Annotated in this window: 24 protein-coding genes and 1 pseudogene; 7 read left to right on the forward strand and 18 right to left on the reverse strand. The window is 72.7% G+C overall.

Annotation, left to right across the window (positions count from 1 at the left end):
* The first annotated feature begins 208 nt into the window (after positions 1–208).
* Entirely contained in the window at positions 209–586 is a 378-nt protein-coding gene (locus AB0B63_RS13900) for a peptidase inhibitor family I36 protein (RefSeq protein WP_208570575.1), read from the forward strand.
* An 88-nt stretch (positions 587–674) separates the two neighbouring features.
* Here AB0B63_RS13900 and AB0B63_RS13905 read toward each other — a convergent pair whose 3' ends face one another.
* The 14 genes and pseudogenes from AB0B63_RS13905 to AB0B63_RS13970 all read right to left on the reverse strand — a co-directional run bounded on the left by AB0B63_RS13905 (position 675) and on the right by AB0B63_RS13970 (position 14,758).
* A complete protein-coding gene (locus AB0B63_RS13905) occupies positions 675–2,261 on the reverse strand; it encodes a hypothetical protein (protein WP_357018110.1) in 1,587 nt (528 codons plus the stop codon).
* Entirely contained in the window at positions 2,258–2,719 is a 462-nt protein-coding gene (locus AB0B63_RS13910; protein WP_357018204.1) for a hypothetical protein, read from the reverse strand. Before AB0B63_RS13910 ends, AB0B63_RS13905 begins: the two co-directional genes overlap by 4 nt.
* Before the next feature lie 114 nt (positions 2,720–2,833).
* Positions 2,834–3,046: pseudogene (locus tag AB0B63_RS13915) on the reverse strand (helix-turn-helix domain-containing protein); the annotation flags it as partial.
* A 188-nt stretch (positions 3,047–3,234) separates the two neighbouring features.
* A complete protein-coding gene (locus tag AB0B63_RS13920) occupies positions 3,235–4,869 on the reverse strand; it encodes an FAD-dependent oxidoreductase (protein WP_357018113.1) in 1,635 nt (544 codons plus the stop codon).
* The gene (locus tag AB0B63_RS13925; protein ID WP_141723122.1) at positions 4,869–5,576 is read right to left on the reverse strand and encodes a GntR family transcriptional regulator; all 708 of its coding nucleotides are present in this window, start codon (positions 5,574–5,576) and stop codon (positions 4,869–4,871) included. Before AB0B63_RS13925 ends, AB0B63_RS13920 begins: the two co-directional genes overlap by 1 nt.
* The gene (locus AB0B63_RS13930; RefSeq protein ID WP_208570571.1) at positions 5,576–6,259 is read right to left on the reverse strand and encodes a putative N-acetylmannosamine-6-phosphate 2-epimerase; all 684 of its coding nucleotides are present in this window, start codon (positions 6,257–6,259) and stop codon (positions 5,576–5,578) included. The genes AB0B63_RS13925 and AB0B63_RS13930 overlap by 1 nt, the downstream gene beginning before the upstream one ends.
* Positions 6,256–7,227, reverse strand: coding sequence for a BadF/BadG/BcrA/BcrD ATPase family protein (locus AB0B63_RS13935; protein WP_357018117.1), 972 nt, complete (start codon positions 7,225–7,227; stop codon positions 6,256–6,258). The genes AB0B63_RS13930 and AB0B63_RS13935 overlap by 4 nt, the downstream gene beginning before the upstream one ends.
* On the reverse strand, positions 7,224–8,180 hold the full coding sequence (locus tag AB0B63_RS13940; RefSeq protein ID WP_357018191.1) for an oligopeptide/dipeptide ABC transporter ATP-binding protein: 957 nt from the start codon (positions 8,178–8,180) through the stop codon (positions 7,224–7,226). The genes AB0B63_RS13935 and AB0B63_RS13940 overlap by 4 nt, the downstream gene beginning before the upstream one ends.
* 40 nt (positions 8,181–8,220) lie before the next feature.
* The gene (locus AB0B63_RS13945) at positions 8,221–9,243 is read right to left on the reverse strand and encodes an ABC transporter ATP-binding protein (RefSeq protein ID WP_357018123.1); all 1,023 of its coding nucleotides are present in this window, start codon (positions 9,241–9,243) and stop codon (positions 8,221–8,223) included.
* 26 nt (positions 9,244–9,269) lie between these two features.
* Positions 9,270–10,787, reverse strand: a complete 1,518-nt coding sequence (locus AB0B63_RS13950) for an ABC transporter substrate-binding protein (RefSeq protein WP_208570567.1) — start codon at positions 10,785–10,787, stop codon at positions 9,270–9,272.
* 21 nt (positions 10,788–10,808) lie between these two features.
* Entirely contained in the window at positions 10,809–11,756 is a 948-nt protein-coding gene (locus AB0B63_RS13955) for an ABC transporter permease (RefSeq protein WP_357018128.1), read from the reverse strand.
* A gap of 3 nt (positions 11,757–11,759) precedes the next feature.
* A complete protein-coding gene (locus tag AB0B63_RS13960) occupies positions 11,760–12,683 on the reverse strand; it encodes an ABC transporter permease (protein ID WP_208570565.1) in 924 nt (307 codons plus the stop codon).
* 9 nt (positions 12,684–12,692) lie between these two features.
* A complete protein-coding gene (locus tag AB0B63_RS13965; protein WP_357018133.1) occupies positions 12,693–13,685 on the reverse strand; it encodes a Gfo/Idh/MocA family oxidoreductase in 993 nt (330 codons plus the stop codon).
* Positions 13,686–13,846: 161 nt separating this feature from the next.
* On the reverse strand, positions 13,847–14,758 hold the full coding sequence (locus AB0B63_RS13970; protein WP_357018136.1) for a trypsin-like serine protease: 912 nt from the start codon (positions 14,756–14,758) through the stop codon (positions 13,847–13,849).
* Positions 14,759–14,943: 185 nt separating this feature from the next.
* Between AB0B63_RS13970 and AB0B63_RS13975 the strand changes: the two genes are divergently transcribed.
* Together AB0B63_RS13975 and AB0B63_RS13980 are read left to right on the forward strand one after the other, a co-directional pair.
* A complete protein-coding gene (locus tag AB0B63_RS13975) occupies positions 14,944–15,603 on the forward strand; it encodes a response regulator transcription factor (RefSeq protein WP_208570562.1) in 660 nt (219 codons plus the stop codon).
* Complete coding sequence (locus AB0B63_RS13980; RefSeq protein WP_208570561.1) at positions 15,600–16,715, forward strand: HAMP domain-containing sensor histidine kinase; 1,116 nt, start codon at positions 15,600–15,602, stop codon at positions 16,713–16,715. Before AB0B63_RS13975 ends, AB0B63_RS13980 begins: the two co-directional genes overlap by 4 nt.
* 36 nt (positions 16,716–16,751) lie before the next feature.
* Here the strand turns inward: AB0B63_RS13980 and AB0B63_RS13985 are convergent, their stop codons facing one another.
* Both AB0B63_RS13985 and AB0B63_RS13990 read right to left on the reverse strand, forming a co-directional pair.
* The gene (locus AB0B63_RS13985) at positions 16,752–18,293 is read right to left on the reverse strand and encodes an RICIN domain-containing protein (protein WP_357018140.1); all 1,542 of its coding nucleotides are present in this window, start codon (positions 18,291–18,293) and stop codon (positions 16,752–16,754) included.
* A gap of 476 nt (positions 18,294–18,769) precedes the next feature.
* Positions 18,770–19,240: a septum formation initiator gene (locus AB0B63_RS13990; RefSeq protein ID WP_357018143.1), complete on the reverse strand. Its 471-nt coding sequence runs from the start codon at positions 19,238–19,240 to the stop codon at positions 18,770–18,772.
* Positions 19,241–19,438: 198 nt separating this feature from the next.
* On the opposite strand from AB0B63_RS13990, the gene AB0B63_RS13995 reads away from it, so the two are divergent.
* Positions 19,439–20,740, forward strand: a complete 1,302-nt coding sequence (locus AB0B63_RS13995; protein WP_208570559.1) for a HAMP domain-containing sensor histidine kinase — start codon at positions 19,439–19,441, stop codon at positions 20,738–20,740.
* Positions 20,741–20,816: 76 nt separating this feature from the next.
* Positions 20,817–21,317: a PepSY domain-containing protein gene (locus AB0B63_RS14000; RefSeq protein WP_357018147.1), complete on the forward strand. Its 501-nt coding sequence runs from the start codon at positions 20,817–20,819 to the stop codon at positions 21,315–21,317.
* 121 nt (positions 21,318–21,438) lie between these two features.
* Here AB0B63_RS14000 and AB0B63_RS14005 read toward each other — a convergent pair whose 3' ends face one another.
* Positions 21,439–22,812, reverse strand: a complete 1,374-nt coding sequence (locus AB0B63_RS14005) for a PQQ-binding-like beta-propeller repeat protein (RefSeq protein WP_357018151.1) — start codon at positions 22,810–22,812, stop codon at positions 21,439–21,441.
* A gap of 260 nt (positions 22,813–23,072) precedes the next feature.
* Here AB0B63_RS14005 and AB0B63_RS14010 point away from each other — a divergent pair, with 260 nt between their 5' ends.
* Complete coding sequence (locus tag AB0B63_RS14010; protein ID WP_357018154.1) at positions 23,073–23,810, forward strand: isocitrate lyase/phosphoenolpyruvate mutase family protein; 738 nt, start codon at positions 23,073–23,075, stop codon at positions 23,808–23,810.
* A gap of 113 nt (positions 23,811–23,923) precedes the next feature.
* Here AB0B63_RS14010 and AB0B63_RS14015 read toward each other — a convergent pair whose 3' ends face one another.
* Entirely contained in the window at positions 23,924–24,364 is a 441-nt protein-coding gene (locus AB0B63_RS14015) for a hypothetical protein (RefSeq protein ID WP_208570490.1), read from the reverse strand.
* A 132-nt stretch (positions 24,365–24,496) separates the two neighbouring features.
* Here AB0B63_RS14015 and AB0B63_RS14020 point away from each other — a divergent pair, with 132 nt between their 5' ends.
* Positions 24,497–25,006, forward strand: coding sequence for an O-acetyl-ADP-ribose deacetylase (locus tag AB0B63_RS14020; RefSeq protein ID WP_208570491.1), 510 nt, complete (start codon positions 24,497–24,499; stop codon positions 25,004–25,006).
* The last annotated feature ends 89 nt before the right edge of the window (positions 25,007–25,095 follow it).

The raw sequence follows: 25,095 nt of genomic DNA on the forward strand, positions 1-25,095 counted from the left end.
GAGTCCACTCCGACCGGATCAGCTCCGCTGGCGTAGCCGGCCCCTCCGCTGCGCGTTGCGGCATCGGCAGACCGTCCCCTCCCGCACCGTCGGCCGGATTGACCGTCGCCGCCGCGATAGACCGTCGCCGACAGAACCTGCAGGCCAGCACGGTACGAATGCGGAGGGCCACCAGGCCTCCTCGTTCGCCCTACCCCTGGAGATCACCATGTTCAACAGGCTCACCGCCGGGCTCGTCGTGACGGTTGCCGTCGCCGCGACGACCGTCGTGGTCGGCTCCCCCGCCATGGCGGCCGGCACGTGCTCGTCCGGCCACTTCTGCGCCTTCTCCGGCACCAGCTACAACGGGACCAAGGTCCTCGACTCCACCGCCTCCTCGGGAAGCGTGGACGCGGGCACGCACGATGTCATCAGCTCGGTGATCAACAACACGTCGAAGCGGTGGTGCGGGGTCAACAACGGCTTCCCCGGTGACGACACGGTCCTGAGTGTCGCCCAGAACACCAGCCTCGCTTCGCTCGATGCCCGCGCCAACGACAAGATCGACCACTTCTACGTGATCTCGAACGGCAGCAGCTGCAGCTGATCCGGGCAGTGGGGCCGCGTCGCTCCTCGGCGTGGCCCCCACCTGCTGATCCCGCCCACCTCGAACCCGGATCGCCGAGAGCCGCCGGTCAGCCACCACGACTCCCGGCGAGGTGGCGGGTCACGAGGAGCGGAAGCCGGCTCACGGCCCGGAGATCCGCCTCCAGGAGTTTCTCGGCATGTGCGTGGTAGGCATCGAGGTACACGTCGACCGGCAGCCGCGTGTCAGCCAGCGTCACACCGGCCTGTCTGGCCGCTTCGAGGTCGTCGGTCAGCGCCCTGGCGACGCGATGAGCCTGCGCCACCGTGATGGCGGGGGCAGCTGCCCGCAGCGCGGCGACGGCACGGTCGCGGCGAACCAGGACGGGAGGTATCTCGACGGTGTCCACTCGCGCCCCGTCAGGTCGGAAGGCGCTCTTGGCGGCGATGGTGGGACATCGGTCGAATGCGACCCAGGTCTGCGCCTGCCGCTCGACCGGCCACTCTCGGATCCTCTCGTCCAGCGCGCGGACCAGGTGGCGGTCGCCGCGGTGGACGAAGCTGTCGAGCATCCGGCGAAGCACCGGATGAGCCTCCCCCCGCGCATCACGGGAGATCCAGCCCCGCAGGTTGTCGCGTAGTCGCTCGACTTGGCGCGTCAACTCCTGGTACCAGACACTGGCGGCGGCGGTGCGGTGCCAACCATCGACGGACGGATCGATGTGTACGGCGACTCGACGGGCCAGGCGGCTGACCGCGAGAACGTTGAACGCGAGCACCCCCTCGCGGAGGATCGGATCGGTGAACTCCTCACCGATGAGGATCGGATTCAGTCCTTCGTACGGCTCGCCCGTCCGTCTGGCCCGACGCAGTCGCGGACGCCCGGTGGGGTCAATGGCGGTCGGGCTGAGCTGGCTGCCCTGCAGTAGCTCTTCCACGGCGACGATCGCCTCGTGATGGGCGAAGGTAAGCGATGGATCATGCGGTAGCTCATCCCGGAGGGCTCGACCGCCGCGAGCCGGACCGGTGCCGGCATCGAAGATGTGACCACGCTTCGATGACCCGTGCGGATCGCCCGGGGCGGCCGAGTAGAAAACGTAGTGGCCGGTGAAGGGCACGTCGGGATAGGCCGCCGCCAGCATTTCCTGAATGCTGCCCTTGTAGCCGGTGTCCACGATGACGACCGGTCCGGGTGCCGTCTCCAGCCGCAGATCACTGGCTTCCAGGTAGTCCCGCAGGTGCCGCCATGCTCTCTCGTCGGGTGCGCCGGTTCCTCGCTTGCGGAACAACTCGATCTCCGCGAAGGATCGCCCCTGCCGCTCAAGATCGGTCAACGCCGCGTCCACGATCGTCCGGGTGAGGTAGAGGCTTCGGCAGTGGTCGGCGCTGAACCCCGGGTCGATGGCGCTGATGACATAGCCGAGGCCGAACGAGTCACGGCCGGCGAACACGATCCGGGTGCGCCGATCGCGCTGCACCAGAGACTGCAGATGAGGAAGGATGTCGACCGCCGCCTTCACCATGAGCGGGGCAAGCAGGTCCCGGCCCACCTCGAACGTCGACGAGATGATGTGGAACTTGGCGCGGGTGTCGATGCCGAATGCACCGAAGAGTATGCCGAGGTGCAGCGGACGCAGCTCAAAATGCGAGAGGTCCACGGTGAGCAGTGGATCGAACAGCGGCGCGTCCGGCGTCATGGCTGGCCCGGCAGGACGACGCGGGCCAGGAGCACGACACCCATGAGCGCGAGAGCCAGGTGAATGATCACCCAGAGATGGTGCAACCGCATGCGGTACACCAGCGGATAGCGGGTGGCGTGCTCGGCGCGAGAACTACTCCAGGTGCTTTCGATGCGTAGGTGCGGACGAAGTCGGTCGAGTTGCTGACGTAACCGGTGCGCCTCGTTCATGTGCATCTGGTGCCGCTCGTAGTACTTGTGACTGCTCAGCGCTCCGACAAGTGCGAGCACCACGACCGTGAGAGCGAACAGGGCCGGCACGGGTGCGGGGCCGGCACCGGCCCCGGCAATGCCCGCGGCGGCGCAGATCAACGCAATCATGATGCTGACGATCGCCCGGTGGTTCTCGCTCTGGCGGGCCTGATCACGCTGCTCCTGCCAGAGGCGAAGCAGGATGGCGACGTCGTCCGCAGACACCGACGGCACCCCCGGTGGCGGTGCTTCTGTGGTGGCAGCGGTGGGATTCACCCGGTCTTCCCGCGCCACCGCCCGCACGTGTTCCCATCTCGGCAACCACTCCATCGGATCACCGCCACACGCTTCCACGAACGCCCGGACGGTGTCCCAGCTGGGGAGGTGATCACCGCCGGCCGCTTCAGCCAACGCGGTACGCGACCGGCCCGTCCGCCGTGCCATCAACAGGTACTTCGGTGATCCTGCCTTCTCCCGTAGGAGTCGCAAATCCTGTGCGAACTCAACGATCGGGCCTCCGTCGGCGGGAAGTGGCCGCTCAGGCCGAGCCATATATCAACGGAGAGTAGGTGGCCATACGCGAAGTATAGTCGTGGCCGCCGACTGACGGCGGCCGTGGAACGTCAGGCGGCTGGACGGTCGGCGATGCCGGGTCGGCGACGAACCGGTCGGGGCCGCTCCCCGGCAGGGCGGCGGTCGGGGCTGGTCCCGCTCCCCGCTTCCGGTCCGGGGCGTCCGGGTCAGCTCGGCAGCGGTCCGCCGCCCGCCGGTCCCAGGGCTGCCGCCGTGGCCGTCGGCCAGTGCAGGTCGACCCCCCGCCGCGCCAGCTCGGCCTGGAAATCCTCAAGCGACTTGGCACTGTCGCGGACCCCGTGCGGCGAGGTCTGCCGGTCCAGGCAGTACGCGGCCAGCGCGCCGGCGGCCTCCCCGATCGACCACTCGGCCGGGTGCACCCGGTAACAGCCGTTGGTGATGTGGGTGGTGCCGACGGCCTTGCCGGCGGCGATCACGTTGGTGACGCGTGTGGGCAGCAACGCGCCGAGGGGGATCTCGAACGGGTGCGCCGCCACGTCGAGGTAGCCGTCGCCGCCGGTCGTCGGGTGCAGGTCGATGCGGTAGTGACCGGTGCCGACCGTGTCGGGGTAGCCGACCGCACCGGCGGCTCCGCGTACCGCGACCGACAGGTCCTGCTCGGTCGGCGTGGTCAGCGCCACCAGCCGGCGGGCCTCCCGGATGTACGGTGCCTGCGCGAAGCCGTCGACGGTGCCCGTCACGTCCGGGCGCAGCCGCAGACCGGGGTAGCCGGTGCCGCCGTCCGGACGGGGCGCCTCGGTCTGCAACCAGTACAGGAAGGCACGGCTGGCTTCCCTGGCCCGCCGGACGTGCCGCGCGGCGTCCGGTACGTCGAACAACGGCCCGTCGAGATAGTCGTTCATCGGCCAGTTGACCAGCGTCACGTCGCTGCGGAACAGGCCGGGCCGGAACGCCTGCCGGTCGAGGATCCGCCGGTACGTCCACAGCTCCGGCGCGACCAGCCCCTCCTCCATCGACGCCGCCGTCGACCGGGGGTTCGGGGTGAAGCGACCGGTGACCGGTCGGCCGGTCCGCGGATCGGGGTAGGTCCAGCTGAACAGCGGACCGGGCCAGCCGGGTGCCGTGCGGGTCCGCCAGTGGTCGTAGTCGGCCGGCCGGTCCACCGTGTGGTCGCCGTCGACGTGTTCGAGGGCGAAGCAGACCGTGGCGGCCTGCATGTTCAGCGGAGCGGGCCGGTCCGGGGCGCTCGGTTCGCCGGTCTGCGTCTGCGACTCGGTGCCGGTGCGGTGCTCGATGCCGGCCAGGGCCAGCAGCTCACCGGTCTCGCTGGCCTCCAGGACCAGGCTGGCACCGATGTGGCGGACGGTGCCGTCGGCGAGTCGGACGGCCAGGGCGGTCACCGTGTCCCCGTCGGTGTGGGCCCGCTCGACCTGCGCCCGGGTGTGCACGGTGAGCCGCCCCGCCGCGCGCCAGGGGGCGATCATGGCCTGGAGCACGGCCAGCGCCACCCGGGGTTCGTGACACAGCGGGCTGACCCAGCCGTTACCCGGGTTGACCGGTCGGGCCGACCCGTCGGATGCCAGCGGATACCAGTTCCGGTAGTGCTCGCGCACCGCCTGCCGGAACCGCCGGTAGCTGGCCGTCGAGCCGTGTGTCTCGATCCAGGGGTGCTCGTCGGGCGGCACCGCCTGCGAGGTGAGCTGCCCGCCGATCCACCCGTACGGCTCGACGACGGTGACCCGGGCGCCGCCCTCGCAGGCGGCCAGCGCGGCGGCGATCCCGCCCACGCCCCCGCCGACGACCAGGACGTCGGTGTGCTCCTCAGCCGTGGTGGTGGACATCAGTCGGCCTCGCCTCGTCGTGCGGTCAGGGAGAAGTGGTAGCGGTCGCCCCGGTAGAGCGACACCGCGCGTTCGACGGCCCGGCCCCGTCCGTCGTAGCCGATCCGGCGCACCTCCAGCAGGGCCGCCGAGGGCGGGATCTCCAGCAGTTCACACTGCCGCCGGGACGGCACGACGGCGGCGATCATCTGCTGGGCCACGGTGACCTGGATGTGGTAGCGGTCCTTCATGGTCTCGTAGAGCCCGTTGTCGAGGTTCTCCACGAGCAGCCCGGGGAACAGGTCGGCCGGCAGGTGCACCTCTTCCAGGCACATCGGCGAGCCGTCGGCCAGCCGCAGCCGCTCCACCCGGTAGAGCAGTGACCCCTCGGGCAGGCCGAGGTCGGTGGCCGCCGCGTCGCGGGCGACCATCGCGTCCGCCTCGATCAGCTTGCTGCTCGGGAGCAGGCCACGGGCCAGCATGTCCTCGGTGAACCCGCTGAGGCTGGTGCCCTTGGCGATCCGGGTGTCGGAGACGAAGGTGCCCTGGCCACGGATGGTGTAGACCAGGCCGGCGTCGAGCAGTTCACGCAGCGCCTGGCGCAGTGTCGTCCGGCTCACGCCCAACTCCTCGGCGAGGTCCCGCTCGCGGGGCAGCGCCGAGTGCGCCGGCAGGCCCGCGACGCGGTGCCGGAGTTCGGTACGGATCTGGCTCAGTTTGGTGGTCATCACGAATCCAACCGGGGATGCGGGCAGGCCTGCGCGAACCTGCGCGTGGTGTTGACCGGGTCCGAGATGGCGGTGCCGACGACGACTGCCCATGCACCCTCGTCGAACGCCGCCGAGACCTGGGTACGGGTACGGTATCGCCCCTCCGCGATGACCGGAACGGGACAATGTCGACTGAGCTCGCCCACCAGGGCGATGTCCGGCCCGTCCGGCACCGGGCCGGCGGTGTAGCCGGACAGCGTCGTGCCGACCAGGTCGGCACCGGCATCGACGGCGGCCAGGGCGGCGTCCAGGCTGTCGACGTCGGCCATGAACAGGGCTCCGCCAGTGTGGGCCGCCGCGACGAGGTCGGCCAGTTTCTCCCCGCCGGGCCGGGGTCGACCGGTGGCGTCGGCGGCGACGATCTGCGCCCCGGCCCGGGTCAGTGCGGTCACGTCGGCCTCGCCCGGGGTGATGTAGACCGGGCTGCCGGGGGTGCTCCGCTTGACCAGTCCGACCACCGGCACCCCGAGGTCGACCATGCCCCGCACGTGGGCCACTCCCTGGCCACGCAGACCGGCGGCCCCGCCGAGTACGGCCGCAGCCGCCATCGCCATCATGTGCCCGGTGTCCGTGAACGGGCTGGGGCCCTGGGCCTGGCACGAGACGACCAGGCGTCCACGGATGGCGTCGGCCACGTTCATCGGTGTTCTGCCTTTGCTTCGATGTCGATCTGGACGATGAGTCCGGAGAACGGGGAGGGGACGCCCGGCCCGTCGGTCAGGGCCAGCGCGCCGGCGAGCGGGTCCCCGGCGGCCGGTACCGGCCGGGCGGCGGGGGCCCCGGCCCGTAGGGCCGCGGTGAACGACGGCCACAGCAGGTCCTCGGCGCGGAAGACTCCGCCGGTCCCGGCGACCGGCACCGGGGTCGTGCCGAGCCCGAGCCGGTGCAGCGCCCCGACCGCCGACTCGGCGAGCAGTTCACCGGCCCGGCACCAGATCCGTCGGGCACCGTCGTCACCGGCGCGGGCCAGTTCGGCGACCGTGCCGGCGAAGCCCGCTATCCGTTCCGGGGTGGGTGGGTCGTCGCGCCAACGGGCCGGCAGCGTCTCGACCGGCCCCCAGGCGGTGTCCACCGCGTCGGCCAGCGGGCCGGGTGCGGTCCGGTCCCGGTCCCGGTCCCGTAGTGCGAGCCGGATCGCGGTACGGCCGATCCAGTGGCCCGACCCCCGGTCGCCGAGGTCGGCGCCCCAGCCGTCGGCCCGGGCGGTACGGCCCGTGGCGTCGGCGGCGAGGACCACCGTCCCGGTGCCGGCGGCCACGACCGCACCGGGGACCGGACCGAGCGCGCCCAGGTATGCGGTCACGCTGTCGTCGGTGACCCGCAGGCGGCCGTGCCGGCCCAGGGCACCCAGCCGGGCGGCCAGTGCGGCGACCGCCGGCGGCTGGCCGTTGAGACCGGTCATGCCGACTCCGACCAGCACCGGGGCGTCGGGCACCGGGCCCAGGTCGGCCAGCGCGCCGGCCACCGCGTCGGCGATCCGGGCGTCGGTGTCCCCGGTCCAGAACCCCGGGGTCGCGGCGTGTCCGGTGGACCGGCCGTACCGGGCCACCGCCCGGCAGCCGCCCTGGCCGAGGTCGACGCCGACCCGCACGGGACCGGTGCCGCTCATCGGGTCACCGCCGTGACCGGTGGCCCGCCGCCGGCCAGGCTGGACTCGGCGTAGTGGCAGGCGACCTCGCGCCCGGCGACCGGGCGGAGTTCCGGTTCGACCTCGGCGCAACGCGGCTGGGCGAGCCCGCACCGGGTCCGGAACCGGCAACCGGACGGCGGCGAGGCCGGCGACGGCACCTCGCCGGTGAGCAGGATCCGCTCCGCCGGTGGCGCCGCCCATGGACGGGGTACCGGGGCCGCCGAGATCAGCGCCCGGGTGTACGGGTGGGCCGGGGTCCCGTACACCGTCGCGGCCGGTCCGGTCTCCACGATCCGGCCCAGGTACATCACCGCGAGGTCGTCGCTGATGTGCCGGACGACCGACAGGTCGTGCGCGATGAACAGGTAGCCCAGGCCCAGGTCCGCGCGCAGGTCGGCGAGGAGGTTGAGGGTCTGCGCCTGGACCGACACGTCCAGCGCGCTCACCGGCTCGTCGCAGACCAGGATCCGCGGCGACATGGCCAGGGCGCGGGCGATGCCGACCCGTTGGCGTTGGCCACCGGACAACTGGTGCGGATAGCGGTCGGCCAGTTCGGCGGCGAGCCCGACCCGGGCCAGCAGTTCGGCCGTCCGGTCCGTCCACTGGTCGCGTGGCACCTGACCGCGGTGCACCCGCCAGCCCTCGGTGACGATGAAGGACACCTTCTTGCGCGGGTTCAACGACGAGTACGGGTCCTGGTAGACCATCTGGATCTGGGTGGTCAGCCGGCGTCGGCGGGCCGCGTCGGCGTCGTCGACCCGTTCGCCGGCGTACCAGATCTCGCCGCCGGTGGGTCGGCGCAGGCCGACGATGGCCCGGGCCAGGGTCGACTTGCCGCAGCCGGACTCGCCGACCAGCCCCAGGGTGCGGCCGGTGGTGACGGTCAGGCTGAGCCGTTCCACGGCGTGCACCTCCGCCGCCCGGCGCAGCAGTCCGCCCCGGGCGGGATAGCTGACCCGTAGCTGTCTGACCTCAAGCCGCGCCTCGGACGTCGACACCGGCCATCACCTCCTCGGCGTAGTGGCAGGCCGCCTCGTGGCCGGCGGCGACGACCCGCAGCGCCGGCCGGTCGGTGCGGCAGTCCGCCCGGGCGACGGGGCACCGGGGGTGGAACGGGCAACCGGCGGGCGTCGCCAGCGGCGAGGGCGGCATCCCCTCGATCGGGGTCAGCCGCTCGCCGGGGCGGTCCGGTGCGGGCACCGAGGCCATCAACCCCCGGGTGTACGGGTGGGCCGGGGCGTCGTACACGGTGCGCAGCGGACCTGACTCGACGACAGTGCCGGCGTACATGACCGCGACCCGGTCGGCCACGTCGGCGACCACCCCGAGGTCGTGGGTGATGAGGATCATCGCCATCCCGTCGGCCTCGCGCAGTTCGCGTAGCAGGTCCATGATCTGTGCCTGGACGGTCACGTCCAGGGCGGTGGTCGGCTCGTCGGCGATGAGCAGCCGGGGTCGCAGGGCGAGGGCCATCGCGATCACCACCCGCTGCCGCATCCCGCCGGAGAACTGGTGGGGATAGTCGTGCGCCCGGCGGGCCGCGTTCGGGATGCCGACCCGTTCCAGGCCGGCCACCGCGCGCCGCCAGGCCTCCCGGCGCGAGGTGCGCTGCCGGACCCGGAACAGTTCGGCGATCTGCTGACCGACCCGCACGACCGGGTTGAGCGCGGTCAACGAGTCCTGGAAGACCATCGCCATCTCGGTGGCGGACAGCTCGCGGGTACGCCGTACCGGCAGCGCGGAGAGTTCCTCGCCGTCGTACCGGATGGTGCCGCGTTCGATCGTCGCGCTGTGCCGGGGCAGCAGCGCCATCACCGCGCGGACGGTGACCGACTTGCCGGACCCGGACTCCCCCAGGATGGCCAGTGTCTCGCCCGCGCCGACCTGGAACGAGACACCGTTGAGCGCACGGTAGGTGCCGAGCGGGCCGTCGAACGAGACGACGAGATCGTCGACCGTCAGCAGTGGGTGCGGGGCGTGCGGTGGTGCCACCATCGGGTCCTCCGGGTCCGGTTCTCGGGTCAGCGCAGCGAGACGCCGGCGAAGTCCGGCAGGTCGTTCGGGGTCGGGGTGAATCCCTCGACGCCCTTGCGCAGCACGACGTTGCCGTTGAGGTCGAGCGGGAAGATGCCCACCGCGTCGTCCCAGACGATCTTTCCGGCCTGGGCGTACAGCGCGGCCCGCTTGTCCTGGTCGAGTTCCGCCCGGGCGGCCAGCAGGATGCGGTCCAGTTCCGGGTTGGCGTAGCCGTTGCGCTTGGCGGTCGACAGGTAGAGCCGGGCCAGGGTGAAGTCGGCGTCGCCGGTGACCGTGCTGCCGGTCGTCATCGTGCTGTCCCAGTCGAGCTTGAGCAGCTTGTCCAGCCAGGTGGCCCGTTCCAGCTCCTGGGGCTTGACCACGATGCCGACCTTGGCCCAGTCGCTGATCATCGCGTCGGCGAAGGAGTTGCCGTTGGTGCAGCAGCCGCTGCTCCACATCATGGTGGTGCTGAACCCGTCCGGGTAGCCGGCCGCGGTGAGCAGTTGGCGGGCCTTGGCCGGGTCGTAGGCGTACGGGTTCTGGCCGGCGGAGCCGAAGATGGCCGCCGGCAGCGGGCCGGTGGCCGGGGCTCCGGCCTGGTCGAACAGCGACTTATTGATCTTGGCGAAGTCGACCGCGTGCCACATGGCCTGCCGGACCCGGGCGTCGGTGAACGGCTTACGGGAGCTGTTGAACCAGATGTAGTAGTTGGCGTACGTCGGGAACGACGTGACGGTCAGGTCGCCGTTGCCCCGCAGCCCGGTCAGCTGATCCGGCGGCAACCCCCAGGTCGCGTCGATCTCGTTGTTCGCCAACGCCGTCACCCGGCCGGACACCTCCGGGATGTAGCGGTACGAGATGCCGGCCAGCTTCGGCTGCTCCCCCCGGTACTTCTCGTTGCGGACCAGGCTGACGGCCTGGCCGGCGGTGAACGAGGAGACCTTGAACGGGCCGGTGCCGTAGGGGGCGTCGAAGAACGCGCTGTCGGCGATCTTGGCGGCCGGGGCGATCCAGAGCAGGGTGAGGTTGCTCAGCACGGTGCCGAGCTGGCTCTTGGTGTGGATGGTCAGGGTGCGCTCGTCGGGGGTGCGGATGTCGTCGACGGTGGCCCACAGCCCGGCCAGCGGCCCCTTGCCGTCGATCAGCGCCTGGAGGGACGCCTTGGCGTCGGCGCTGGTCAGCGGCGTCCCGTCGGCGAACGTCACATCGCTTCGCAGCACGAACTGCCAGGTCAGCGGGTCGGGATTGGTCCAGCTCTCGGCGAGCTTCGGGGCGATCTTCCCGTCGGCGCGCACCACCAGGGTCTCGAAGACCTCCTGGACGACGGTCAGGGTGGGCTGGTCGGCCGAGTTCGCGGCGAACGGGTTCAGCGAGACCACCGGGGTCGGGTTGGCTACCCGCAGGGTGGTGGCGCCGTCGCCGCCGCTACCGGCCCGGTCGTCGGTGCCGAAGGAACAGGCGGTCAGTCCGAGTACGCCGGCGAGGGCCAGCGCACCGATTCGGGTGGTCGGAGATCTCATGTCTTCCCATTTCGCTGACGGTTAACGGGTGGAGAGGTTCGGATCGGAGCGGTCCCGCAGTTCGTCGCCGAGCACACCGACGCAGACCACGAAGACGGCCAGGGCCAGGCCTGGCAGGGTGGCGATCCACCAGGCGCTGGCCAGGTAGTCGCGGCCGTTGGCGATGGTGGTGCCCCAGCTCGGCGTGCCGGCCGGGATGCCCAGGGACAGGAAGCTCAGCGACGCCTCGGCGACGATGACGAAGCCCAGCTGGACGGTGGCGATGACCAGCAGCGGGCTGGCCACCGCGGGCAGCACGCAGTGCCGTACGACGTGCCACGGCCCCGCACCGAGGGTGCGCGCCGCGTTGGCGAAGTCCCGGGACCTGGTGGCCAGGGTCTGCGCCCGGGCCACCCGCGCGAAGATCGGCCAGGTGGTGATCGACAGGGTGAGCACGACGTTGGTGACGCTGGAACCGAGCACGCCGGCGACGAAGACGGCGAGCAGGATCGACGGGAAGGCCAGTTGGATGTCGGCCAGCCGCATGACGGTCGCGTCCACCACCCCGCCGAGGTAGCCGCAGAGGATGCCGAGGGCCGCGCCCACCGTCCCGGCCAGCAGCAGGGTCGCCGCGCCGACCAGCAACGAGATCCGGGCACCCTGCATGATCTGGGGCAGCAGGTCGCGGCCGACCTGGTCGGTGCCGAGCAGGGCCAGGCCGCCGTCGGACATCCGGCTGCCCGGCGGGAGCAGCCGGTCGGCGACGGAGGTCGCGATCGGGTCGTACCGGGCGATCAGTGGCCCGATCACCCCGGCCACCAGATAGCCGCCGATCACCCCGAGGGGGATCCACAGTCGCAGCCGGCGACGCCGGCGGCGGGGCACGACGACCGGTGGGGCGTCCGACCCGTCGGGGCGGCCGTCGCCGGTGGGCACGACCGGTGTGCCGAGCACGGCCGAGCCGGGTACGCCGTCAGACACCTTGGTCACCTCTCAGACGCTCTCGCGGACCCGGGGGTCCAGCCGGACGTACAGCAGGTCGACAATGAGATTGATGACGATGAAGATCACCGCGACCGTGATCACGCACGCCTGCACGACCGAGTAGTCGCGGGCGGCGATGGCGTCGGTCATCAGCCGACCCACCCCGGGCCAGGCGAAGACGGTCTCGACGATCACCGCCCCACCCAGCAGGCTGCCGAACTCCAGGCCGGCCACGGTGACGACGGGGATCAGCATGTTGCGCATCGCGTGCCAGCCGACGACCCGGGTCTCGGACAGACCCTTGGCCCGGGCGGTGACCACGTAGTCCTCGTGCAGCACGTCGAGCAGTCCGGACCGGACCAGCCGGAGCACCACGCTGAGCAGTGGCAGGGCCAGCGTCACCGCCGGCATGATCATCGCAGCCGGGGAGGCCGCACCGGAGCTGGGCAGCAGGTGCAGGAACCGGGAGAAGACCAGGATCAGCATGATGCCGACCCAGAACGTCGGCAGGGACTGGGTGAGCATCGACAGCACCGAGACCACCCGGTCCAGCACACCGTTGGGCCGGGTCGCCGCCAGGGTGCCCAGCGCGAAGCCGAGGACCAGGGCGATGGCGAAGGCGGTCAGCGCCAGGGCGGCCGTCGCCGACAGGTGGGTGAGCACCAGGTTCGTCGCGGCGTCGTGGAGCCGGAACGACTCACCGAAGTCGAGGGTGACGGCACGGCGGAGGAACTGGACGTACTGGATGGGTAGTGGGGCGTCCAGTCCGTACTCCCGGCGCAGCGCCTCGACGGCCGCCTGGTCGGCGTCCGGCCCGAGCACCGCGGTCGCCGGGTCGCCGGAGACCGCCCGCATCGCGAAGAAGACCACCGTCGCCGCGCCGAACAGCACCAGTACCGAGATCGCGAGGCGACGTAGCGCGTAACGCAGCATCCCGACCTCTCAGCTGCCGGGCGGCGGCGACACCGGGCCGCCGGCCAGGGCCGCCTCGATGTCCTCGACGACGGCGACGGCGGCCCGGCCCTCCTCACCGCTGACCGGCGTCGGTCCGCCGCTCAGCGCGGCGTCGACGAAGGCCGCCAACTCGGTACGCAGGTTGTAGGCGCCGCCGCCGTCGCGACTGGGCCAGAAGTACGTGTCCATGAAGCTGGCCACACCGTCGCGGCGGGCGTACATCAGGTCGTTGTGGGAGAGGTTCATCTCGAGGATGCCGTGCTCGCCCACGATCCGCAGGCCGGCGTCGGCCCGCGACGGCCGGGAGTGCGGCAGCGTCCAGTTGTTCTCCATCGTGCCGATGGCGCCGTCGTCGAATCGGATCGTGGCGTGCACGACGTCGTGGCTGGGCGACAGCACCTTGCGGCCGACGGCTCCGGTGACCTCGACCTCCCGGCCGGTCACGAAGCGGAGCAGGTCGGCGTCGTGGATGCCGAGGAACCAGGCGACCGAGGTACGGTCCCAGATCCCCTCGCCGACCGCCTGCGAGGTGCACCGCCACACCTTGACGTGCCAGATGTCGCCGAGTTCGCCGGACCGCACCACCTCCCGCAGCCGCAGCACCCGGGGGTCGAAGCGCAGTACCTGGCCGATCATCAGCGCGTCGGGGTCGGGCCGGCCGGCGATGATCCGGTCACAACCGGCGCTGGACAGTGCCATCGGCTTCTCCAGCAGCACCCGCTTGCCCGCCGCGAGCGCGGCGAGGGTCGCGTCCTCGTGCAGGTGGTCCGGCGTGCAGATGCTGACCGCGTCGACCGCGTCGAGGAGGTCGCCGAGCTCGGGGACGGCCCGGACGCCGAGGTGCGTCTCGGCCCAGTCCCGGTTGCGCGGCGAGATGTCGGCGACCGCGACCAGTTCGGCCTGCGGCACGTCGCGCAACGCGCGGGCGTGCAACTGCCCCTGGACCCCGATCCCGACGACACCGATCTTTAAGCGGTCCACACCCGGCTCCCACTGTTACATACCACCGAAAGCTAGGTGTGTACCTAGCTGCGATAGTTGTACACCTGTGGGGCAGGCCGCGCAAGGCTCGAATTCGCCCCTGCACTCGGCTCCGACCTGCGGGATTGCGGAATCCGCCCGTACCGCATCGAGGTCGACGACTACCGCACCCGGCCGGGCCGCCGCCCTACCCGGTCGACGCCGCGCCCGGCCCGCGCCGGCACCGGTGCCGTCCGGCGACGGCGGCGCCTCACCAGCGCCACCGGGAGCAGCAGGAGCGCCAGGACCGCGCCGACACCCACCGGCACCCAGCGGGAAGGCCGGTTGGCCGGGTCGGTCGTGTCGGTGATCCAGTCCCGGAGAGTGTCGGTACGGGCGCTGAAGTCGGGTCCCGGATGCGGGCATCCGGGGCCGGTGCTGACCACCGCCACCAGGACGGCAGTGCCGTCCGCCCGCTCCCGGAAGTAGGGCCCACCGGAATCGTGCGGGCACGGGCTGGTGTCCGCCCGGGGCCGCCGGCCGGAGGTCTCGATGACGTCGGCACCCACCCGGCCGACGGTGAACTGCCCGGTCTGGAGCCGGTCCGCCGGGGCCGGCCCGTCGGCCGTGGTCAGGCCGTAGCCGGTCAGCCGGACGACCTCACCCGGCACCGGCGGCGTGTCACCGATCCGCAGCGGCGCCACGCCGGTGATCGGGGTGTCCAACTCGACGAGGGCCACGTCGGCGGCGTCCGACTGGCGGACCGCGATGGCTTCGGCCTGGTGGCCGGCCCGACTGTCGAGGGTCGTCCGGCCCACCGTGACCAGGGTCCGGCGGGCCACGACCCGGCTGACGCGTTGCCCGCCGGGGCTGCGGAAGCAGTGCCCGGCGGTGATCACCCAGCGGGGCGCGACCAACGCGCCGGAGCACCAACTGTCCCGGGTGCCGCCACCGGCGACCGGCAGGTCGACCATGGTCAGCCGCACCGAGAACCGGTACGCGCCGTCGGCCGCGTCCTCACCGTGGGCGATCGCCGCCGCCGGCCGGACACCGACGGGGGCGAGGGTGAGCGCGGTGGCGGCCAGCGCGACCATGACACAATTCGTGGCGAGTCGGAGCAAGGTGTCACCAACCTGTGCGATCGGGAGCAGGAACTGCTCCGATGCTGAGGGGCCAGCCGTGGGTGCCGCGTCAGCGGCACCCTTATCGGTTCTTTATCCGGCGGGTGTCAGCCTTGCCGACGGTCCCGGACACCCTGGAACGAGCGGCGGGAGACGTAGTGCGGGTGCTGATGGCTGACGACGAGCGGGTGCTGGCCGACATGGTGGCCGAGGGGCTACGCCGGTTGTCCATGGCCGTCGACGTGGTCTACGACGGCGACAGCGCCCTGGAACGGCTCGCGGTCAACCGCTACGACGTGGCCGTGCTCGACCGGGACATGCCCGGCCAGACCGGTGACGACGTGTGCCGGTGGATCGCCGGCTCCGGCACCGGGACCCGGGTGCTGCTGCTGACCGCCGCGGCCGGCATCCGCCAGCGGGTCGAGGGTCTCGGCCTGGGCGCGGACGACTACCTGACCAAACCGTTCGCCTTCGCCGAACTCGCCGCCCGGTTGCAGGCGCTGTCGCGACGCTCGACGCCGGCGCTGCCCCCGGTGCTGGAGCAGGACGGCATCGTGCTGGACGTCACCCGGCACACCGCCTCCCGCGACGGGCTGGTGCTCTCGCTGTCCCCCAAGGAGTACGCCGTCCTGCACGTGCTCATGCGCGCCGCTGGCCGGGTGGTCAGCGCCGAGGACCTGCTGGAGCAGGCCTGGGACGAGCACACCGACCCGTTCACCAACACGGTACGGACCACCGTGATGACGCTGCGCCGCAAGCTCGGCGACCCGCCGGTGATCCACACCCTCCCCCGCGTCGGCTACCGGCTCGGCGCATGAGGTTCCCCTCCCCGGCCCGGCGGATGCTCCTGGTCGTCGGGGTGCTCCTGCTCGCCGCCCCGTTGGTGACGCCGGCCGCCGACCTGCTGCTGTCACTGTGGCGGGAGTTCGGCCCGTCCTGGTGCGCCAGGCCCGCGTGGCAGGCGCCGGACGGTGACGCCTCGTTCGCCTGCGTGCAGGTGTTCCGGCGGCCCCGCATTCCGCAGGCGATCGCTCTGACGATCGTGCTGCTGATCATGTTGGCGGCCTGCCACCCGGCCGTCCGCTGGTGCCTGCGTCCGCTGCGGGACCTGGCCCCGGTGATCGCCAACGTCGGCCCGCAGAATCTGGGGCACCGGCTGAAGCCCGGCCCGGGCCGCGACGAACTGGCCGTCCTGGGCCGCACCATCGACGAGATGATGGACCGGATCGCGGTGGGCTACGAGGCCCAGCGTCGGTTCGCCGCCGACGCGTCACACGAGTTACGGACCCCGCTCGCCGTCCAGCGCACCCTGATCGAGGTCGGCATGGCCCGCAGTCTCAACGACGACCAACTCGCGCTGCTCACCGCGCAACTGCTGGAGACCAACGAACGCAACGAACGCCTGATCGAGGGGCTGCTGGTGCTCAGCGAGAGCGACCGTGGCCTGCTGACCCGTACCCCGTTGCGGCTCGACCGGATCGTCGCCACGGTGCTCGACGCCCACCGGGCCCGGGCCGACGGGGCCGACGTCACGATCACCAGCCAACTGAGCCCACGGCTGGTCGTGGGCGAGCAGGTGCTGCTGGAGCGGCTCGTCGCCAACCTGGTGCAGAACGGCGTGAAGTACAACCGGCCCGGCGGGACCCTGGAGGTCCGGGTGGGCACGGAGCCCGCGCTGGTCGTCGAGAACACCGGCGACGACGTGCCACCGGACGAGGTCGCCGCCCTGTTCGAGCCGTTCCGGCGCAGGTCCGGTGTCCGCATCGACCACAGCGGCGGCGCGGGCCTCGGCCTGTCGATCGCCCGCTCGATCACCCGGGCCCACGAGGGCATCATCACCGCGTCCGCCCGTGGCGGGGACGGGCTGCGGGTGCAGGTCTCGTTCCCCACGGTGGACGACGGCCCGGGGGCCGGACCGGCCGACGGCTGAGCCGCCCGCCCGGTTCCGACCCCCGGCGTCACGTCGTCAGACGGTGGTGCGGGACCACTGCTGGTTGGCGCCGGTGTTGCAGGTGTACTGCTTGAGCACCTGGCCGTCGGCGGTCGACGAGGCCGGCACGTCCACGCACTTGTTGCTGTGCCGGGCCCGGAGTTGGAAGTAGCTGCCGTTGGTGACCATCTGGAACTGCTGGTTGGTGCCACTGCCGCAGGTGTACTGGATGAGTTCGGCACCGTCGGCCGTGGAGGCGCTGGTCACGTCGAGGCACTTTCCGCTGTGCCGGCTGACCAGCCGCCACCAGCCGCTGCCCGCGTCGACGAACTGCCACTGCTGCCAGGCGTTGCCGGCGTAGGTGTACTGGCCGACCCGCGCGCCGTTGTCGGTGTTGGGCTGCTGCACGTCCATGGCCTTGCCGCTGTGCCGCACGGTGACCCGGTAGTACGTCCCGGTGCTCGGGGGCGGCGTCGTGGGGCCACCGCCGACGGCGTCACCCCACCCGTAGCGGACCCGGTCGGCGCCGGAGGGGTTGCGGACGGTCAGGTTGAGGTCGGTGCCGGTGCCGGTGAGCGCGTACATCGAGTACCAGTCGTAGCCGATGGTGCCGGGCTTGCCACCGAGGGCGGGCCAGTAGGTGCCGCCCATCTGGTTGTCCCGCATCACCTGGGCCATCGCCCGGATGTGCCGGACGAAGTTGTCGGTGCTGTTGGCGTCGGCGTAGTTGCGGCCGTCGTTCATCGGCGCGCCCCACTCGGTGGCGACCGCACGGGAGGCGCAGTTGCCCAGGCGGGTCTGGATGTGGCTGCGGAAGGCGTCGTAGCTCATCTCGCTGTAGAAGAACGCGTAGTGGTGGAAGGAGAGCAACGTCGCGTTGAAGCGGCTGTCGTTGCAGACGTCCCGCAGGTCCTGGCTGAAGCCGGTGCCGCCGATCAGCACCCGGCCGGGCGATGCCGAGGGGTGGGAGCTGAGCCAGTTCGCCGCGACGTTGCGCCAGTCCGTCGAGCTGTAGCCGTGCGGCTCGTTCATCGGCTCGAAGTAGACGTTGGGGTTCGAGCCGTAGGTGTTGGTCACCGTGGTCCACATCGCGTTCCACGCGCCGAGGTTGGTGATCCGGCCGCCGGAGGCGGCGCCGTCCTCCCAGTAGGCCAGGATGACCTTGAAACCACGTTCGGTGGCGGCGTCGATGGCACCCCGGTACGCCTCCCACCACGCCGTTCCCACCGTGTGGGTGTTGACGGGCAGCCGCACGGTGTTGATCCCCATGGTGGCGGCCATGTCGTCGTAGAGGGCGTTGGCCTTGGCGCGTACCGTCGCGTTGCTGTCGGACGCGCTGAGACCCTGCACGACGAGCGGGCCGGTGCTGAAGTTGTCCCCCAGCACGGCCCAGTTCATGCCCCGGAACGCACTGGTGGCGGCGGTGGCCGGCGACGACGCGACCACCACCCCACCGACCACCGCGGTCGCCGCGGCCAGCAGCGCGACCAGCAGCCGACGTGGCGACCGGACACGGCGGGACGGTGCCGGGACGTCCCCGGTACGCGCCGGGGTCCGGGGCAGGAATTGGTCGATCACGTGACCTGGCCTCTCTGGGGTCGGACCACGGACGGGGTCGTCCGGGTGTCCTCGGCAACGGACAACGACGGGAGACCTCCGGCCTGGCCGACGGTCTCCCCCACCCGTGGCACGACACCGGTGCGACCGACCACCCCGCTCCCCGGGCCGCCCCGCACCGGGGCCGCCCCACGGCGGTCGACCGGGCCCACGGTTGCCGCCGGGGCCGGACACCGCCGTTACGAGTCGCCCGCTTGTTAGCGTTAACAGAGCGGCGGGCGGGTCCGTCCCGGGAACTCCCGACCCCGGTCTGGGTGACGTGCCGAACGAGCAGTTCCAGAGCACTTCGCGGGAGTGCTGCCGAAGTATCCTGGTTGTTACGTACGCATTGCAGATCAGTGTTAGCGATCGCATCAGGAGTGTCAAGGCATCGACGCTGCTCGCCGTATCGACGGGTCGAACCGACCTGACCGTGCGCCTGCCCGCCCGCAGGTCCGTCAGTCGCCGTCCCCCGGGCGGGCCACCGGCTCGCCGCCGATACAGCCGACCTTCACCTCGAACTCCCCCGCCGGGCCGGCGAAGGTCACCTCGGCGTCGTCGTCCGGCCCCCGGTCCACGTCCTTGACCCGGTAGTCCTGCGCCGGCGCCCAGGAGACCAGCCGCACGTCGGCCCCCACGCACTCGGCGACCGCCGTACCCCCCGGGGTGGAGAAGCTGCGGCGCAGGCCGGGCGTCGAGGAGGCCGCGGCCGACGACGGCCCGGGACCCGCCGGCCCCGGCGACGCGGGGGCCGGCGTCGCCGGGGCCGGCGCCGCCAACGCCCGCTCGACCTCGGCCTGGCTGCGCACCCCACCGGGGGTGCCGGTGATGCTCTCGCCGACCAACCGGATCGCGGCCACCCCGATCAGGGTGGCGAGCACGGCGGCGGCCAGCCAGCCGGCGGTGGCGAGGAACGTGCGACGACCCATGCCCCGACTATGCCGGATCGACCGCCAAGCCCAGCGCGGCGCGAGGATAAACGAGGGTTAACGAACGACCCGGCCGCCGGCGGACCGGCTAGCCTGCCAAGCTGTGGTGCACCTGCCCCCACCCGGCGCGGTGGCCCGCGAGCAGGCTCGCCCACCCCTGCGGCGGGGCCGCCGGGGTGCGGCCGGACAGGAGGACGGATGAGACGGCGGTTGGCGCTCCTGGTCGCGGCGACCACCTGCCTGACCCTGGTCGCCTTCCTGGTGCCGCTGGCCCTGCTGGTGCGCACGGTCGCCGAGGACCGGGCCACCGTCCGGGCCACCGCCGACGTGCAGGGGCTGGTGCCGGTGGTCGGCACCGCCGACACCGCGACGATCCGGTTGACCGTCGAGCAGCTCACCGCCGAGTCGGGTCGACCGGTCAGCGTCTACCTGCCCGACGGCACGGTGCTCGGCGCGCAGGAACCGCGTACCCCCGCGGTGGCCCTCGCCGCCCGGGGCCAGAGCCTCACCGCGGAGCTGGACGGCGGTCGGGAGATCGTGATCGCGGTGCAGGGCCGACCCGACGGCACCGGAGTGATCCGCACCGTGGTGCCCCGGGCCGACGTCACCGCCGGGGTGGCTCGCGCCTGGCTGGTGCTGGCCGCGCTCGGCATCGTGCTCGTGCTGCTCGGCCTCGCCGTCGCCGACCGGCTGGCCCGCACCCTGGTCCGGCCGATCACCGAACTCTCCTCGGTCTCGCACCGGCTGGCCAACGCCGAGCTGACCGCCCGCGCCGAACCGGCCGGCCCACCGGAACTGCGCGAGGTCGCCGGTGCGCTCAACCACCTGGCCGCCCGGATCCAGGTGCTGCTGCGCGAGGAACGCGAGCAGGTGGCCGACCTGTCGCACCGGTTGCGTACGCCGCTGACCGCGCTCCGGCTGGAGGCGGAGTCGCTGCGCGACCCGGACGACGCGGCCCGGGTGGCGGCGGCCGTGGACGGGTTGGAGCGGGCGGTCACCGGCCTGATCCGGCAGGCCCGCTGGCGCAGCGTCCCCGACGACACCGGTCCCGGCACGGTCACCGCCGACGCCGCCGCGATCGTGGGCGAACGGGTCGCCTTCTGGTCGGTGCTGGCCGAGGACACCGGCCGCACGGTCGACCTCGACCTCGCGGCCGGGCCGCTGCCGGTCGGGGTGCCCGCCGACGAGTTGGCCGCGGCCGTGGACGCCCTGTTGGGCAACGTCTTCGCGCACACCCCGGACGGCACCGGGTTCACCGTCCGGTTGACCCGGGAGGCCGCCGGCGCCGCCCTGACCGTCGCCGACGCGGGACCGGGGATCCCGGCCGGCCTGATCGAGCGGGGTGCCAGCCGGGCCGGGTCGACCGGTCTCGGGCTGGACATCGCCCGCCGCGCCGCGCAGGCCAGCGGCGGACAGCTCGACCTGGGCGGTGGCGCGGCGGGCGGCGCGGTCGTGACACTCCGGCTCGGACCGCCCGGGTCGTCCTTAACCGGAGCTTAGGGTCGGCACAGCGCGCCGCTATCCACCGCCGGGGCACGCTCACTGCAACAACCGAGAAACCCCGGAGGTACGCACCATGAAGCGCACATCCCTGCTCCTGGCGGCCGCGGGCGGCGCCGTCGTCCTCGCCGTCACCGGCACGGCGCTCGGCGTGTCCGCCGCGGAACGGGCGCCGGTCGCCACGCCCACCGCCGACACGACCGCTCCCGCCCCGGTCGACCCGAGTGCCACCGCCGCCACGCCCGGCACGCCCGGTGGCACGCCGACGACCGGTTCGCCGGCTCCCGGTGGCAGCACCGCCCCGACCACCGACGACGCGGTCAGCCAGCAGCGTGCCGGCGAGATCGCCCTGGCCAAGGTGGGCGCTGGTCAGATCACCGAGATCGAGCGGGAGCAGGAGGAGGGCCGCCCGGTCTGGAGCGTGGAGATCATCAACGGCGACACCGAGCACGAGGTCGAGGTCGACCGGGACAACGGTGCCGTCGTCAAGTCCGAGCAGGAGAAGGCGGACGACGACGACAGGTCCGGCAAGGACGACGACGATGACGATGACTCGGACGACGGGGACGACGACTGACCGGTCGGCGACCGAGTCGACCGCACTGCCCCGACGCCACCCTGGCCGCCGACGGCGGTGAGCTGAGTGCCCCGGCGGATTCCGCCGGGGCACGTCGCCGCCCGGTGCCCGGTCGTCAGGTTCAGAAGGTGTGCAGGTCCACCGCGAGACCGCCGGTGCCGGAGTGGCTGACCGCGACCCAGTCCCGCCCCGCCCCGGCGAGCCAGCCGGGGTAGCGGCCGAGCTCACGACCGGTGCCGACGTCGTACACCAGCACCTGCGGTCGGCCGTCCTCGGCCCCGCTGACCGCCACCAGTCCCCCGGTGACCGCCGACCGCCAGCTCGCCGACGTGCCGGGCAGCGCCGGATCCGGCGCGGTCCACCGGGACGCGCCGGTGTCCAGGTCGAGCAACGCCAACCCGCCCGTGTCGGCCTTGTCGCGCACCAGCACCGACCGGTCGTCACCATCGATCGGTACGCCGGCGACGGCCCCCTTCCAGACCGTCGCGCCGGTGCGCAGGTCCACCAGTTGCGGTCGCTCGTCGGCGGTGACCGCGACGAGCCGGGTGCCGCTGCCGATCAGGGTCTGCCCGCTGCGGTCGTGGACCAGCCGCTTGGCGCACTCGCCGTTCTCCCGGCGCCCGCTGTAGACCACCCCGGACCAGCCCCGGCCTCCACTGGCCGCCTGGACGCTGGTGATGCTGACCGTGCAACGCTGGTCACCCTTGGGCGGATCGTTGTCGGTGCTCACCAGCAGGTCACCGGCGACGAACCCGTACCAGGCCCGGTTCGGCAGCCGCCCGGCACCGGTCCGGCCGGTGGTCGGGGCGACGGGGGTGTAGGTGGCCGGGCGGTCGGACGTGCTCAGCCGTACCGCCACGTACCGGCCGGCAGCCGGCGCGTACGGCGTGCGTGCGCCGAGGGTCACGTCGCTCACCCGGGCGAACCGGTCTGAGGGCAGTTTCCACAGTCGGCGACCGGTCTGCACGTCCCGGCCGATGATCGCGCAGGTCGCCGACCTGCCGGTGCCGGCGCATTCCCGGCCGTAGACGGCCCGGTCGTCGACGACGACGTCCTGGGTCTCCGCCGCCCGCCACCGGGTGACGCCGGTGGCCGCGTCGAGCACCTCCACACCGCCGTCGTCGTTGTCGCCGGCCACGATCGACCCGCCGACGACCACGTAGCGGTAACCGGTGGTGAACGGGTGCCGCCACCGGTCCTGCCCGGTGGCGCGGTCCACGGCGCGCAGTTCCCGCTCGTCGGGCACGACGATGAACTGCCCGACCTCGGCCAACTCCTGGTCCAACCGCCGCACCGGTGCCGACCAGGCCGGCCGGGGGCCGGCCGGGGCGGGCGAGGCGCTGCCGTCGCGCAGGCTCTCCTGGGTCTCCTCGACCCGCACGGGTGGCGGCTGCGCCCGTTCGGCCCGGGGCGCGGCGCAGCCGACGAGCCCGACGACCAGACTCAGGGCGACGACGGCGCTGCGCCGACGGGCGGGGTGGTACGACGGCGACAACGGTCTCTCCCTCGATCGGCCGGCCAGAGCCGCCACCCTAGGGCCTCGACGCACACCCCGCCCGTCGATCGCCGGTGACCAGGCACGGCCGCCGGAGAGCGGGTCCTCGCGGGTCGGCGGCGGCGTGCGGGGGGCCGTGCTCCGGCCGGCCGGTCGTCGCGCGGTGCGGGTCGTAGGGTGCACCACATGCCGACCAGCTGTCCTCACGCCGTCCTGAACGACTCTCCGTCCGGCCCACCGGCCACCACGGCGGCGCGGGCGTGAGGGACTTCGCCGCACTCCACCGCACCGGCGATCCGTTGGTCCTGCCGAACGTGTGGGATGTCGCCTCGGCCCGCGCCCTGGTCGACGCCGGGTTCCCGGCGCTCGGTACGACCAGCCTCGGCGTCGCGGCCGCCAACGGCCTGCCCGACGGGGTCAACGCCGCCGACGCCCACACCCTGTGCCTCACCCGGAGCCTGGCGATCCTCCCGGTCGCCGTCACCGTCGACATCGAGACCGGCTCGGTCGACGCCGCGGTCGCGGTGGCGCAGGCGGGTGCCGTCGGGGTGAACATGGAGGACGCCATGGGTCCGGCCGACACGCACGCCACGCTGATCCGCTCGGTGAAGCGGGAGGTACCCCACCTGTTCGTCAACGCCCGGACCGACACCCACTGGCAACGCCCCGGCGACCTGACGGAGGCCCTGCGTCGGGTCCGGCGGTACGCGGACGCCGGCGCGGACGCCGTGTTCGTTCCCGGTCTGGCGGAGCCCGCCGACATCGCCGCCGTCGTGGCGGCGGTCGACGTCCCGGTGAACGTCCTCTTCCTGCCCGGACGGCACACCGTCGCCGCCCTGACCGAGCTCGGCGTACGACGGATCAGCACCGGTTCCCTGCTCTTCCGCGCCGCCCTCGCCGCCACGGTGGAGACGGCCCTGGCCGTCCGCGACGGCCATCCGGTACGCGGGGACCTTCCCTCCTACGCGCAGGTCAACGCCGGGCCCGGAGCCCTCTGACGCCGGCGGACGGCGCACCCACCGGGGCCGCCGCCCCGCCCGGCCGACCGTTGCCACCGTCCGTTCGGCCACCTGCCGACGGCCATCGCGGCGCCGGCCAGCCGGGTCGCCGGTCAGCGGCGGTGGACGGCCAGGGCGACGAGGTACTGTCCGCCGCCCGCCTCGACGCTGGCGGTCACCGGCAGCCCGGGCACCAACCGGGAGAACCGGTCCACCAGCCAGTCGGCCGCCTCCTGGGCGTCCCGGCGGCTGGGGCAGCGGGCCACCAGTTCCCGGCCGCCCTTGCGTTCGAGCCGCTCGGCGACGGTGACCAGCGGTGCGGGCTCCACCACGCGCAGCCGGTCCGGCCAGGCGACGACCACCTTGACCGCGCCCTTGCGGGTGTTGCAGGCACGGTGCGCGAGCCGCTCGACGACCTTGGCCTTGCGGTCGGCGGTGCGGCTGTCGACGCTGGGCCCCCGGGGGTCGTTCACCGATCTGTCGGCGTCGACCGGCTCGTCGCACACCCAGCACCGCCAACCGTCGCGCCGGGCGACGTCATCGAGCAGACTCATCCGAGCAAACTAGCGTGGGTCAGCCCCCGCCGGCCGGCAGCCCCGGGCACGGCCGCCCACGAGGTCGCCGGACGGTGCCGGCGGGGACCGGCGACCCGGCGGGGCTTCGCCCTGATGTGTCAGGATTGCGCGATGGCAGTGATCGAGGTCGTCAAGGGTGACATCACGCGGGAGAACGTGGACGCCATCGTCACCGCCGCGAACGAGTCCCTGCTCGGTGGCGGTGGTGTCGACGGCGCGATCCACCGTGCCGCCGGCCCCCGCCTGGCCCGGGCCGGCGGGGCGATCGCCCCCTGCCCGCCGGGCGAGGCGGTGCCGACCCCGGCATTCGACCTCGACCCGCCCGTACGGCACGTCATCCACACCGTCGGCCCGGTCTGGGAGGGCGGCGGCCACGGCGAGGCCGAGACGCTGGCCTCCTGCTACCGCCGGAGCCTGGAGGTCGCCGACGCCCTCGACGCCCGCACCGTCGCCATCCCCGCCATCGCCACCGGCGTGTACGGCTACCCGCCCGACCGGGCCGCCCGCATCGCCGTCGCGACCGTCCGGGCCACCCCGACGAACCTCGAACGGATCCGGCTCGTCGCCTTCGACGACGACACCCACGCCCACCTGCGGGACGCGCTGGCGGCGGCCGGATGACCCGCCCGGCCGGGACCGGCGACCGCGCCCTCCCCACCCCTACCGGCCGGACCACGCCGCACGGTCGCGATCTTGGATGTGACGGCGAT

It is taken from the genome of Micromonospora sp. NPDC049081 (assembly GCF_040648835.1).
Lineage (GTDB): Bacteria > Actinomycetota > Actinomycetes > Mycobacteriales > Micromonosporaceae > Micromonospora > Micromonospora antibiotica.

Bases quoted from the DNA above. Each gene is read 5' to 3' on its own strand.
- AB0B63_RS13900 (WP_208570575.1), top strand. From the start codon at position 209: ATGTTCAACAGGCTCACCGCCGGGCTCGTCGTGACGGTTGCCGTCGCC.
- AB0B63_RS13905 (WP_357018110.1), bottom strand. From the start codon at position 2,261: ATGACGCCGGACGCGCCGCTGTTCGATCCACTGCTCACCGTGGACCTC.
- AB0B63_RS13920 (WP_357018113.1), bottom strand. From the start codon at position 4,869: ATGTCCACCACCACGGCTGAGGAGCACACCGACGTCCTGGTCGTCGGC.
- AB0B63_RS13925 (WP_141723122.1), bottom strand. From the start codon at position 5,576: ATGACCACCAAACTGAGCCAGATCCGTACCGAACTCCGGCACCGCGTC.
- AB0B63_RS13930 (WP_208570571.1), bottom strand. From the start codon at position 6,259: ATGAACGTGGCCGACGCCATCCGTGGACGCCTGGTCGTCTCGTGCCAG.
- AB0B63_RS13935 (WP_357018117.1), bottom strand. From the start codon at position 7,227: ATGAGCGGCACCGGTCCCGTGCGGGTCGGCGTCGACCTCGGCCAGGGC.
- AB0B63_RS13945 (WP_357018123.1), bottom strand. From the start codon at position 9,243: ATGGTGGCACCACCGCACGCCCCGCACCCACTGCTGACGGTCGACGAT.
- AB0B63_RS13950 (WP_208570567.1), bottom strand. From the start codon at position 10,787: ATGAGATCTCCGACCACCCGAATCGGTGCGCTGGCCCTCGCCGGCGTA.
- AB0B63_RS13960 (WP_208570565.1), bottom strand. From the start codon at position 12,683: ATGCTGCGTTACGCGCTACGTCGCCTCGCGATCTCGGTACTGGTGCTG.
- AB0B63_RS13970 (WP_357018136.1), bottom strand. From the start codon at position 14,758: ATGGTCGCGCTGGCCGCCACCGCGCTCACCCTCGCCCCCGTCGGTGTC.
- AB0B63_RS13980 (WP_208570561.1), top strand. From the start codon at position 15,600: ATGAGGTTCCCCTCCCCGGCCCGGCGGATGCTCCTGGTCGTCGGGGTG.
- AB0B63_RS13990 (WP_357018143.1), bottom strand. From the start codon at position 19,240: ATGGGTCGTCGCACGTTCCTCGCCACCGCCGGCTGGCTGGCCGCCGCC.
- AB0B63_RS13995 (WP_208570559.1), top strand. From the start codon at position 19,439: ATGAGACGGCGGTTGGCGCTCCTGGTCGCGGCGACCACCTGCCTGACC.
- AB0B63_RS14000 (WP_357018147.1), top strand. From the start codon at position 20,817: ATGAAGCGCACATCCCTGCTCCTGGCGGCCGCGGGCGGCGCCGTCGTC.
- AB0B63_RS14015 (WP_208570490.1), bottom strand. From the start codon at position 24,364: ATGAGTCTGCTCGATGACGTCGCCCGGCGCGACGGTTGGCGGTGCTGG.
- AB0B63_RS14020 (WP_208570491.1), top strand. From the start codon at position 24,497: ATGGCAGTGATCGAGGTCGTCAAGGGTGACATCACGCGGGAGAACGTG.